General features: G+C 52.2%; 9 protein-coding genes. 6 read left to right on the top strand and 3 right to left on the bottom strand.

Going from position 1 to position 12731, the window contains the following annotated elements:
- From V5T57_RS17120 to V5T57_RS17130, 3 genes are read right to left on the bottom strand one after another with little or no spacing between them, the layout of a single operon-like run.
- Positions 1–2403 (bottom strand): hypothetical protein, encoded by a 2403-nt coding sequence (locus V5T57_RS17120; RefSeq protein ID WP_332892471.1) that lies wholly within the window; start codon positions 2401–2403, stop codon positions 1–3.
- Between the two features lie 37 nt (positions 2404–2440).
- The gene (locus V5T57_RS17125) at positions 2441–4360 is read right to left on the bottom strand and encodes a hypothetical protein (protein ID WP_332892472.1); all 1920 of its coding nucleotides are present in this window, start codon (positions 4358–4360) and stop codon (positions 2441–2443) included.
- A gap of 35 nt (positions 4361–4395) precedes the next feature.
- Positions 4396–4725 carry a phosphatase PAP2 family protein gene (locus V5T57_RS17130; RefSeq protein ID WP_332892473.1) on the bottom strand — a complete coding sequence of 110 codons (330 nt, stop codon included), beginning with the start codon at positions 4723–4725 and terminating at the stop codon, positions 4396–4398.
- 175 nt (positions 4726–4900) lie between these two features.
- Between V5T57_RS17130 and V5T57_RS17135 the strand changes: the two genes are divergently transcribed.
- From V5T57_RS17135 to V5T57_RS17160, 6 genes are read left to right on the top strand one after another with little or no spacing between them, the layout of a single operon-like run.
- Complete coding sequence (locus V5T57_RS17135; protein ID WP_332892474.1) at positions 4901–7165, top strand: vWA domain-containing protein; 2265 nt, start codon at positions 4901–4903, stop codon at positions 7163–7165.
- A gap of 9 nt (positions 7166–7174) precedes the next feature.
- Complete coding sequence (locus tag V5T57_RS17140) at positions 7175–7903, top strand: ABC transporter ATP-binding protein (RefSeq protein WP_332892475.1); 729 nt, start codon at positions 7175–7177, stop codon at positions 7901–7903.
- A complete protein-coding gene (locus V5T57_RS17145) occupies positions 7900–9705 on the top strand; it encodes an FtsX-like permease family protein (protein WP_332892476.1) in 1806 nt (601 codons plus the stop codon). The genes V5T57_RS17140 and V5T57_RS17145 overlap by 4 nt, the downstream gene beginning before the upstream one ends.
- Before the next feature lie 12 nt (positions 9706–9717).
- Entirely contained in the window at positions 9718–11430 is a 1713-nt protein-coding gene (locus V5T57_RS17150) for a formylglycine-generating enzyme family protein (protein ID WP_332892477.1), read from the top strand.
- 51 nt (positions 11431–11481) lie between these two features.
- Positions 11482–12177 carry a YMGG-like glycine zipper-containing protein gene (locus tag V5T57_RS17155; RefSeq protein WP_332892478.1) on the top strand — a complete coding sequence of 232 codons (696 nt, stop codon included), beginning with the start codon at positions 11482–11484 and terminating at the stop codon, positions 12175–12177.
- A 15-nt stretch (positions 12178–12192) separates the two neighbouring features.
- Positions 12193–12726, top strand: a complete 534-nt coding sequence (locus tag V5T57_RS17160) for a hypothetical protein (RefSeq protein WP_332892479.1) — start codon at positions 12193–12195, stop codon at positions 12724–12726.
- The last annotated feature ends 5 nt before the right edge of the window (positions 12727–12731 follow it).

Here is a 12731-nt window from a genome sequence, read left to right on the forward strand (position 1 = left end):
TTACCTCCCAGCTTCACACAGTTGACGACCCAGTGTTAGGTTAACGCGGCACTGATCCAAGGCTTTTTTATCGGGTTTAAAGGGGGTGCGCCAACAACCAAAGCCCGAAGCAACGCAGGGGCCATTGGACAGGTCTTTACAGGATGGCGAGTTGTTAACGGGTTGGGTGTCGTACCACACGCTGACACTGCCGGATGCCCCCGAATGAACCCGACAGATGCAATTAAGCACTCTTTTACGCTTTTTCTCCGGCAAAACTTTGATCGCCAACGAGGCCATACGGGAAGGGGAGATCCCGGCTAACTTATGATCAATACGAGCCAGCTGAGCATCGGTTAGGGCGCAAGGATCCTTTGGTTTCTGAGATGCAGGTGTTTTTTCAAAGGGTGCGGTTGCCCCATCATGGGGTTGCCACTCCATGGCGGGTGGGGTAGAGGTGGTCGAGGAGTGTTTTTGTACAGAAGGTGCCGAGGGCTTTTTGGAGGCTTTTTTATCTTTATCTTTTTCCTGTTCAGCCCCTAAAACCACCACCTCAACCATGGCCGTTGTTTTGCGCTCGTATCCCCAGGCTGTATGGCTTCCCATCCCTTTCATGCCAGCTCGAGCATGGATCTGTAATGAGATCGGATAGGTGCCGGGTTGAGAAAAAGTAAAGGCTTTGCTTGTGCCACCATCCTTCTTATTCCAGTCATAGGAGATGTTGTACCAAGGATTGGCTTTTTTTGAGAGCTTGCCATAGAGCTTTTTAAGGGTGGTGTGGCTGCGATTGACCGTTTTGGTCGAGAGTGAAGAGCGTACCTGTACCGTGACAGGTTCACCCTTAGCTCCCAGCCGGGCAGGGGCAGGGCTGTAGGTCAATAAAATGGGGTGTTCAAAAGGGGCGGCAGCGTGCTGCTGAATCTGTTGTTGAAGCTGTTCCCGGCGTGCCTTCCAAGCGGCTAAAATTTTGGGATAAACCCTGGCATAGACCTCTTGCCCCACCTTCTCATCATATTTACCGGTCTCTTGGCCAATGCCGCGGTCGGTGGATTTTAGGGCCAAATAGTAAACCAGCCCTTGAAGGCGAGCTTCGTTGGGGACCAGCTGCACCAAGTCATCCAGGGAGAACCGCCGGTTTTCACTGCTACCTGCACGTCCTCCAGCACTGTAGATACCATCCAGTAAATCCCAGGCATCCTGGGTCATGGCCATGGTGCGGTAACCCAAACCTTTGGCCGACTCCAAAAACTCAACGGTGATGGTGGCAATAACAGAAGCTGGCAGGCTGGTGATCAGCATGGGAACTTGGGCATAGAGGGCGCTGGCATCATCCGCTTCCCCAAGGGCACGGGAGGTTTGCAATACATTAACATAGGTCAGTAGACCCTTGACCACCTGTCCCCAGGGGACATTTTTGGCCATCTTTTTGATCCAACCCTCCTGTTTGGTGTTCGAGTCCATAAGGTAGTGCAGCATCACCTTTTGGCCCTTTGACGCTTTGTCCCAATGTTTAAGAATACCCGCTTCACGTACCGCCTGCCGATGTAGTGTACGCGCCCGCAAAGAGAGCTTACCAAGGGCTTTGGAGCGGTCTGCGGCGCTTAAATTAGCTTTGGCCAGATCATCCAGCTCTCCTGCAAGCCGTTCAACCTCTCCAAACCAGCGGCTACCTTTGGGTAACTTAGCCAGCTCTCGAGCTTTTTTTAGATCATTGTTTACACGTTTTAAGTATTTGGAGATTTTTTTGGGGTCCCCTCCACGTATTTCATCCAGTAGCTTGTCAGCCCACTGGCCGGCGGTATTACCCATGCCAGATGGGGTGTAACGGGCGAGCCCCTCCTGCAAGTGCACCTGGTCCAAAGACCCCATGAAAGCAACCTTGCCCTTGTTAGAATAAAAGAGCCTGCCTGCCTCCCGCTCATACTGCTGAGCCCACTGTCGGGCCCCTTTACCATAGAGCCCCTCAAAATATTTAGCGGGGGTGTTGGGGGTGATCTTTCCTTGATAGCCCAGGTTGGGCATAGATTTTAGCTGTTGAAAGCGGCCCAGTGCATCATCTGCACTGTTGAGTCCGTTCATTAGCTGATTGGGCGGGTAAAAATTGGTCTCATTAAGAATTTTAACCGCATCGTTACCGAACTCTTTTTTAATCAGGTTGCGTAAGGTTTTTTGGGCATGCCGCCACATTTTGGCCGCTTTTTTAGGTGGGGTCCCTTTAGGAACAAGCATGCGTAGGTCATGATCTGACTTAAAAGGTCGATAGTTCTTGCCAGATATCCAGGACCCCAACCCAGCAACCCGATGACCGGTTTGCAAGGAGAATGTCTTAACCACATTCTGCATACGCACATTAACCGGTATCTCAGCGGCAAGGGCTGGCGTGCAGAGTAGTAGCAACAAGCTGGCGGTAAGGCTTCGTTTCATGGCGTAATCCTCACTATACCCATTCAGCAGAATCTATTTATTGGGCGGCTCTTTTGCCTTTAATATAGCTGCCAGATTCTACCACCTGACCCGTACTGGCATCCCACTCTATATAGCGACCATGTTTTTTGCCGTAGCTCTCACCCGGTTCATGAACAAAGGTCTCTACCGCACTGGATACGGACTGACCTGTATCTTTATATTGGTTATCCAGCACTGCGCTATAGGTCAGTTGAACGCCATCTCGGATATTGTCCGTATAGTTCTGCCAGTTCGTTACCCGCCCTTTGTCAAACGCTATATCTGGCCCATGGCGTTTGCCCAACTTCATGCTGGTAACACGGTGCAGGTCGCCCGCATAACTAAAATAGAGGGTCTGACCATGTTGCTGCCCTTGCTCATGGCGACCCATGCTGTCAATAAGTCCGCTATCGCGGTTCCATTTGACCCATAGTCCCTGTTTTTTGCCGTTTACATATTCTGTAAGCGTGGTGGGTTTACCGTTATCATGTAGGCGCCACTGTAGGCCATGGCGTTTACCCTCTTTCCACCACTCTTCTGTCTCTAAATAGTGTTTTTTCTCGTAACTCAGTTTGTAGTGTTGCCTGGGGCCGTTACGTTGACCGTTTTGATAGCGCTGCCATTGCTCTAGTTTGGCTTGGCGGTACTGGCTGTAGACCCCTTGATATTTATCCATCTCAAAAAACTTCTCACTTTTTAGCCATCCTTTTTCATACTGGCGGTCGGCACCATGGGACTTGCTATTCACTTTTTCCTGCTGGCTGGTGAGTTGCCCTGAGACATCAAAACAGAGCCGGGGGCCATGGTCCATATAGGCATTGCCCCCGGGGGCAACTTTATGGTTGTAGAGACAGTGTAGCGTGCCATCTTCGTAAAAACGGTAGGCTGGTCCATCCAACTGGCCGTTGGTACGGCTGTCGACACTGCTCAAATAGCCCTTTTTCTTGTCAAAACGGAGTTCAAAGCCGGTCTTTTGGCCCTGGTTCATCTGTTGGGCCCTTCGCAGAATCGCTGGCGAACTTTGATCCTTACGGTTGAGGGGGCGGAAAATATATTTCCAACCATGGGGGATCCCTTCCTGGTGCTCCGTTAGCTCCATCCAGCGTTTATCTCGGCGCACATAGTAGCGGATCCAGCCAGAAAAACGGGTCGCTTGGCTGAGATCTCCTTCTATGATGGTTTCCTTAAGATAGAGCGTCGTATGGCGCTTGCCCTGGTCATCTTTATGCGTTTTGCGGGTTACTTCTTTACTGTCACGATCGACCACTTTGGCATTCCCTAAGCTGGCCAGCACCTTATCCAGCGGGCTGTTGCCCCAGTCATATTTAGGTAGGGTTTGGGCGGTGGGGTAGGTCTTTCGCATATGGGAAGGAGCTTTAGGGGCTTCAATAGAGGGCGGTGTTACCCCAAGCTCTGCTCTTGCTGGAAGCCCCTTAGCCATCATTTCAGCAGTAATAGTCGGGGCTTTGGGGGCCTTATGAAACTGATAGGGATCTTGGGGGGGCGTTGGGCGTTTAATCTGTGGAAATACCCCTCCGTCTGCCAATGGCCCTAGGGCCATCTTGCGTTGCATACCTGCCAGCATGCCGGGTTTCCAACTGGCGGTGAGCTTGCTGCAGCGTTGTTCTCCCGCTTGGCCCAGAGCCTTAGACAGCAGGTTTTTTTGTCCTGGTGCTTTTTTAGCGCCCCCCTGTTCTGCGACGCTGTAGAGCAGGCAGGCCATGACTGGGTCAGCCTCCACTCCCCGCCCATGATGGTAGAGGGTGGCAAGACTATAGAGCGCCTTGACGTTGCCCTGATCAGCCAGGGGACGCAGCAATGAGGCGGCCTGTTTATAATCCTTGCCAATAAAGGCCTTGATTGCAGAGGGATAATCCGCCCACACGGGGGTAGAAATTAAAGTCAGGCCAACTAAGGTGGCAAGGGTAATTTTCACCGGCTATCTCCTGAACCATCCACTGTTTAAAACTGTCAAACATCCCCATCCATATCCTCACTGCTCAGATCGTCAGAGAGATTGAGCATATGTGCCACCATGACCCCTTGGGTTGTACCGTCCATCTTCGTGTCCGCAGTGGAAGGTTGGCGCTTGAACAGTATCCACCCCAAAAGGGTTGCTATTAGTAATAGGCAGGCGCCCATAAACAAGCCTGCATAGATATCATCAGGTCGCGCATGGTGCATTCCCTGGGTGATGAAGCTAGCTCCAGTTCCCAGCCCCAATAGGGCAAAAAAACCCGTTAGCAGGTAGAGAAGCCAGCGTCGCCAGCCGAGAATGTGAAAAGGTGGTTTCTTTGGCATCAGGTTATCCCCTGGTGAAGCACCACATTTCTATCCACGCTTCCAATGCCCCTGGAAGCGTGTTCGCTTTTTGAGCATTTTATTCCCATTTCATCCAAAAATGTTGGATAATCGAAACAGCGATACATCTTTTGGTATGTTTGCGTAGGCTATGATGAGATTTTAGGAGAGAGTTATGTTGCTTCCTCGCCCAACTTCCCACCTTATCTGGTGCGTCATGATGCTCTTGGTTATGACCGTACCCCCAGCACTGGCAAGTGATGAGTTAAAAGAGGTGCTGCCGGGCATGGATGGCGGTGAGTTGAAAGAGGTATTGCCGGGTATGGATGGAGGAGAGCTCAAAGAGATACTGGCGACGGAAAGTGATGAATTAAAAGAGGCGTTACCGGACGATCCCAGCGCCCTTAAAGAGGCACTTAACAGTGGTGCCGTCACGGCACCTACTTTTCAGATCAGTTGCAAAGCTGGCAAGGTGTGCCGAGAGTCCACCACCGGCTTGCCATTTCGGGTGTTGCCCCGTCCTGCATCCCATCTGTTTACCCAGCAGTCTACCGAAACCATTGCCAAGGAAAACCTTAAGGCTTTCTCTCCTTTATTTGTTTTTGAGCGGGTAGGGTTGGATAACAGTAATCCAGCAGAGCCCAAAGGTTGGTACCAGGTCGGCGGTACCCTGAGTAGTGCCGATGGTTGGATGCAAGCCAAGGATGTCATGGAGTGGCGCCAAGCACTGGTGGTGGCCTATACCCACCCCGGTACTGGTGAAGAGGCACGTAAGCCGGTTCTCATGTTTAAAGATCTACCCAACCTACAAACTCTGGTCGAGGCGGATGAGCGAGAGGGGTTGGCAGATGCTCTCTACGGAGACATACAAAAAGGGGGGAAACCCCAAGGTGTGGTTTCTGTTGAGCCGAACCGCTTTGTGGATATTGAGGATAATTTTTACATCCTGCCGGTCCTGGATTATCAGGTCTCTGATCTGTTCGATGATGAGACCAGATTGGTTAAAGTCGCAGCGGCTGTGCCCAATCAGCGCTCCGATGCACAAAACCAAACCACACTGGAGAGTCAAACCTTCCAAAAGTCGGCCACCAGTCGTGCCACCATGAGTGGTGCAGAGGGCAAGAACCTTACGGTAGATCTGGTCTTTGTCATGGATCTCACCGGATCCATGGGTCCTTATGTCAAGAGTACCAAACAAGCGATGTTGGATTTGGCCGGTGCTATGGCCAAAGATCCCGCCATTAAAGAGCAGATCCGTTTTGGGTTTGTGGGATATCGGGATGATCTTAAACGTATGCCCTCTCTGGCCTATACGGCCAAAAACTTTACTCCAAACATGTTAGACAATACCCGCTTTGCCCAGTTGATGGGGAACGAGGTTCGTGCGGCCCAAACCACCAGCGATGACTATGCTGAGGAGGTCTATGCAGGTGTTAAAACAGCCTTGAATGAGATCCCATGGGGGGATGGGCTGCGTTTTATGGTGGTGGTTGGGGATGCCTCTGCCCACGAACCGGGACACAAGCAATCAACAACAGGGTTGGGTGCCGCAGAGTTGGCGCAGATGGCACGGGATAAAAACATCTATAACTTTGCCATTCACCTTAAAGAAAAGCGTTACGCAAAAGATCACCCCCGGGCTGAGGTGCAGTTCTCAACCCTGGGTACCAACCCCGGAACCGAGAGCCCCGCCTACTTCAGTATTGATGCAAAAGATACCAAGGGCTTTGAAGATCAGGTAAAGGTCATTGCCGGGATGATGAACTTCATTATCTCGGCGGCGCGCAGTGGTGCCGGGGTCAACCCAGACTCACTGTTGGCTTCGGGTGAGGCCACCCTAAAAGAGCTGTTAGGGGAGGAGACGGCGGCTTCCGCCCAAGTAGAGGCTACGCAAGAGATGGTTAAGCAGGTGGCCGCGGCGGCTTTGGTTAACTATTTGGGGGGAGAGCCCGTTAGAGATATCACCTTTTGGGCGATGGATCGGGATCTGATCAACCCAGAGAAGAGAGCTCTGGATGTGCGGGTATTGCTCACCAAAGGAGAGCTGAACAACCTGATCACCACCTTGAGTAAAGTGATTGAGGCCCTGCGGACTGCCGAATTTGCGGAGTTGCAGTTTTTTGAGGCGTTGCAGGCGGTGATGTCGCAGGTGGCCAAAGGGCAGCAAGTGACCTTTGAGGGGGCAAAAACTCTGAGCAATACTCAGCTCATGCCCCGTTGGATTGAGAGCCTGCCCTATAAGTCCACCATTCTGGACATGAACAATGAAACCTATGAGGCGATGCAACCCGATGAACGGGTGGCCTTGGAACGCGCCCTTGAAGCCAAACTTCAATACTATGTGGAGGTTAACCAGAACGTGGATGTATGGAAGGTGTTGGATCCAAGAGCGCCTGACACAGACAAAATCTACCCCGTGCCCCTGGAAGCGCTACCTTAAGGCTGTCAGATGGCAGCCTTATTGGAAATACGTGGATTACGACGGGAACGGGCACAAGGTGGGGTCAGCTTTACCTTGGAAATGCCTCATTTTCAGTTAAGCCCCGGTAACTTTGTTGCCGTGGTTGGGGATTCCGGTTGTGGTAAGAGTACCTTGTTGGATCTGCTCGCACTGGTCCTGCAACCTGGTGCCTGTCAACAGTTTAGTTTTCAGTTAGAACAGAGACAGATAGATGCCCGTGGGCTGTGGCGGGGTCATGATGAAGCTGCTTTGGCGATGCTCAGAAGGCGGTACTTGGGTTATGTTCTGCAGACTGGCGGGTTGTTGCCCTTTTTAAGTGTGCGAGAAAACCTGCGTTTGCCCATGAAGATCAACCATCAACCTGTGGATGAAACAGGCATTGTGGCCTTGGCTGAGCGGTTGGGGATAGCGCCCATGCTGGATAAAAAGCCTCAGCACCTCTCTGGTGGGCAACGGCAACGAGCGGCCATTGCTCGTGCCTTGATCCATAGGCCCCGTATCATCTTGGCGGATGAGCCTACAGCTGCGGTGGATAAACCGCGTGCCCGTGGCATTGTTAAAGATCTACAACACCTGGCCAGGGCGCAAGGTGTTGCGGTGGTGATGGTTACCCATGATCGGGATTTGGTGAGCCAGGCTGACCATACCTATAGCTTTGATTTAAAGCAGCAGACCGACAGCCATACCCACTCGATTTGTGGGGAGATTTTTCCATGATGGGCGCGGGTAGTACCTTAGGGTTGGCCACCAAAGATCTCCTGCATGAGTGGATTTTAACCCTCTGTATGGTATTGGCCCTGGCAACCATTCTTACCCCATTGTTGCTGTTGTTGGGGCTTAAAAATGGCACCATTCAGACCTTAAAAGGGCGGTTGGTCGAGGACCCTGTCTATCGGGAGCTAAAACCTCAGCGCGCTATGAACTTGCAACAGAGCTGGTTTGATGCTTTGGCCAAACGGCCTGAAGTCGCTTTTGTTTCCCCCACCATTTTGCGGGGATCATCCATCGTACGGTTGCAGGCCGCAACACGGCGAGAAGGTATGGATATGCTGCCCACGGGGCCTGGAGATCCACTGCTGCTGGAGAATGGTGGGGTCATTCCCCAAAAGGGGCAGGCGGTTCTCTCTACTGAGGCTGCGGTGCGGCTCAAGGTTCAAACGGGAGATCCCGTGACGTTGCGTGCAGCTCGGACCTATAAAGGGCGGCGGCAGGAGGCCAAGCAGAGCTTGCAGGTGGTTGCCATACTTGAACCCAGGGCTGATGCACTCCCTAGAGTTTACGTACCCCTGCAGCTGGCTGTGGATGTTGAGCAATATCGGGAAGGTTTGGCCGTGCCGGAGCGCGGTTGGTCAGGCGGACGACCTGTACCCTACCAGAGCTTTGATGGTATCTACTTGGTGGCTATGAAGCCGGTACCGATGATGTTGCTGAGACGTCTTACCATCGGAACAGGATTTAGCCAACTGGAGGCCCTGTCTGAGGCGCGTTTTAATGCGCTGGTGGGGTTGCCTGTGCCTGAGGGGGCAAAGCTATACCATCTGCATGTGCTTAAACAGCCGGTGCAGAAAAGTGCGCTTGCTATGGTCCGGGATAAATTGCGGGGAAGGGGGACGATTATTCTTCCCTATGCTCACGTCGGGGATCTGGTGTTGGATCGGCACGGGCAGAGGTCGCAACGGCCCGTAACGGCGCTCTCCTTGACCCCAACAGAGGCGGCGCAATTAGGGATTCAAACCCCCTGGAACCGTGGAGGTTTGATGGGCCTGTTGTTGCCTGAGGACCTGGGTATATCATCCGGCACGATAGCCGTACAGATGACACAGGGGGCGTCGTTACCTCCCTTCCAGCTGCAGGTTATGGGCACAACAAGGTTGCAACGGGCCATTATTCCGGTGGATCTGGCTGGCACACTGCGTACGGGTCAGCAGCGATCTATACGGTTTGATGGGGTGCAGGCTGGCTTTGCGTTGGATCGGGGTGGCTTTCACGGTTTTCGCCTTTATACCAAGAGTATTGAGGATGTTGCAGGCTTATATCGTTTACTGCAAGATCAGGGGGTGGAAACCCTTGCTAAAGTGCAGGCCATTGAGCGCATTCGTACTTTAGACCGGGGCCTGAACCGTATTTTTTGGCTCATTGCTGTGGTCTCAATTCTGGGTGGCTTGGCCGCGCTAGTTGCCAGCCTTTATGCATCGGTCGATCGTAAAAAACGGGCCATTGCTATGATGCGTTTATTGGGGTTAACCCGGCGGCAGGTGTTCTGGTTTCCCTTGCATCAAGCGATATTGGTCGCAGCATTGAGTGCTTTACTGGCTGTCAGTGGTTTTTATCTCTTGGCGGGTATTATCAACCATGTCTTTGCGGCAGATCTGGCCTTGGGGGAGCGTATTTGTGCACTTACACCCTTCATGGTGACATCTGCGGTGGTGATCATGATCGCTGCGGCTGCTGTAAGTGCGTTGGTGGCAGCGTGGCGGACCACACGCATTGAACCGGCTGAAGCCATACGTGTGGAGTAAAAGGAGAGCCTCATGGTTAAGACCTGGATTTCCCTATTGGCCCTTATCACGCTGCTGTTGCCCATATCGGCCCAGGCCAAGTGCCCCACTAAAAAACAGGGGATTGCTACCCACGATCCCTGTCCTGCGGTCGATGACTTTCATCTACCTATGCCTGCTGGCTTAAGTATGGTGTTTCGTAAAGTTACGGTACCGGGGCAAGCTTTTTGGGGCGATCATCGCCGGATTGTGCAGGTTGGGGACCCTCAGGGTGGCCTGTTTGCCGCACCACGTAAAACTATGGTAGGGGGATCTTTTCCCGAAGCTGAGGGTTGGGTCTACCATATGGGTAAATATGAAGTTTCAAAAGCCCAGGTAGCTGCTGTGCTGGGTGCAGGAGATATGCCCGCAGGTGTTAAAGCATTGATCGCCAAGTCTGGTGACCCTAAGGATAAAAAGCTGGCCAAACTAAAGGGTAAAAAACTAGACCGTGCGCTGGCATTTCCTGCAGCTTGGCTAACGCTGGCAGATTACCGTGACTTTATACACCGTTATAACCTGTGGTGTTATGGCGATCAGGCCTGTCGGGCTAAGCTTCCTTCCATCGCCGCACCTGAGGAGCAGAAGGCCATTCCCGGTTTTGTGCGTCTCCCTACTGAAGTTGAGTGGGAGTTTGCTGCCCGAGGTGGGGCTGGGCATGGCCAATTTGATGATGCTTTACCTTTTTCCCGCGCCAAAGCCAAGAAATATGCTTTTGTCCAACCTAAAGCCAAAGGTAAACCCCGCCGTATCGGTACTCTGGATGCCATTAATGGATTTCATGATCAGTTCGGCAATGTGCAAGAGCTTACGGCTGAGCTGTTTCAGGCGGAGTTGGGGCAGGGGAAATCTGGTGCGTTAAGTGCTCGGGGCGGCAGTTTCCTCAATAAAGCCTCTGAAATCCGAACCGCTTTTCGCTCAGAGGTTGGGATCTATATGGCGCGTGGGGAGACGATGGTGGCGGTTCGATCGCCTACGACAGGCATCCGATTGGCTATTGGCAGCCCTGTCATACCAACCAAACAGTACCGTTTGACCCTGGAAGAGGGGTTTGAGAGCTACTTGCAGAAACTACGTAGTAAAACCCCGGCAGGGCAGAGCTTAGTGAATAGCGGTGTGCAAGCTGGTGCGGCCATTAATAGTGCTCAAAACACCATACAAAACCTCACGGCCAAGGTTGGAGAGGGAGATGAGGTGTTACGACGTCAGCTCGAAAGCCTGCAAACCGCCTTGACGGAAGCCTCCCGTCAGTTGGATATGCGTAACCAGCAGGTATGTGATACCTATGTTAAGGAGGGGCTTCTTTTTGTCTTTCTCTTTGGCCGGGCTGAGGTTGAACGGAGTAAGGCAGAGCGATTGGCGACCATCTTGGGTAAACGTGCCCAGAAAAAGGCGGCCATTCAGGCAAAAATTGTCAAACTGAAGAAGGCTGCAGAACATGAAGCCAAAAAACGACAGACCTATTTTGGTAACTATCTTAAAAAGATGGATGCCCTAAAAGGGTGTGGTGAAAAGCTGGCCAAGAGCAGTTTTGATCATTTTACGAAGTTGATCGCACGGGGGAAAGTATCCCGGCCTGAGCGGGAGACCTTCCCGTTGGTGAAAAAGCAGTTTAAACAGGTTGGAGATGGTCAGCAGGATAGAGCGGCTATGCAGCAGGCCATTATACAGCTTTTGCAGAGCAGGGATTTACTGGGAGAGTTGTAAGATGACTTATCATGTGACACAAGCAGACCAAAGATTTGTGGGAGAATGGTTATGAAACGGGTTACCAAGCAGGCAACGGTTTTAATGCTCGCCTCAACACTGGCTCTGGCTGGGTGTCAAACCACCGGAGCTGGCGGAGCAGGGCCTTCGGACGGTTCCGAAAAAGCCCCGAGCAACACTCAAGCCACCAAGGAAGGTGCCATTGGTGGTGCACTTTTAGGGGCGCTGATTGGTGGGCTTGCGAAAGGTAAAAAAGGTGCACTCATTGGCGCACTGGCTGGAGCCGCCATCGGTGGTGTGATCGGTAATGAGATTGATAAACGAAAGCAATCTTTCGCCTCCACCGAAGCGTTTTATAATGCCCAGATTGAACAGACTCAGGGTCTGAATGCTGCTTTGGATGCCAATAATAGCAATTTGAAAGCCGCCATCGCCGCAGATGAAGCGGAAATTGATCAACTGGTTGCCCAAGCCAAAAGTGGTAAAGCCAACACCGTACAGTTGCAGGCCAAGAAAAGTGACCTGGATACCCGGCTTGCCAGTAACAAGAAAAAATTGGCCAGCTTAAATAAAGAGCTGGAGGTTCAGCAGGCCGTACTTCAAGAGGTGCAGACAGCCCAGCAGGGTTCGACAACCCATAACAATATGGCCAAACAGGTTGCCGCGCTGGAGTCAGAGATCACAGAGTTAAATGGTATGGTAGATGCCATGGCTACTCAGTCAGCCACTGTGGGTCAATACCTGTAACGTTGGAGACTATTGATGACTGCTTATAAAAAATTAAGCCTAGTAGTGGCGATAATTACCGCACCTCTGCTGCTTCAGGGGTGCCAGACCATGAGTACCGCGGAGTGCGACCCTTCTAAAGGAGGGTTTATGAGTGGCGCCCAGGCATTGAGCAGTAACTGCTATCAGCGTCGGGTCGATGAAAAAGATCAAGAGCTGTCCCGTGCTCAATCTCTGCGAGAGCAGTTGGAACAGGAGAATATGCAGCTTGAGTCTAAGAAGGACAGTCGTGCGCAACAGGTAGCCCGCTTGCGTAATCAACTGGCTGATATCGAGCGCCAAAACCATGTGTTGGCCCGCCAGTTATCACATATGAAAGTCGCTAGCCGTGCGGATGCCCAAAAAAAACGGATGTTGGAAGAGAAGTTGATGACCCTTAATGGTCAGATCCAATCCACCAAGGTACAGAGCAGTAAGGCCGCAGATCCGGCCCTGGCTGCTCGGGTAGAGGCATTACGGCTAGAGCGTGATCAGCTGGCTGAAGAGATTGCCGCTGCGATGCTTGAATAGGCGTC

It is taken from the genome of Magnetococcus sp. PR-3 (assembly GCF_036689865.1).
GTDB lineage: Bacteria > Pseudomonadota > Magnetococcia > Magnetococcales > Magnetococcaceae > Magnetococcus.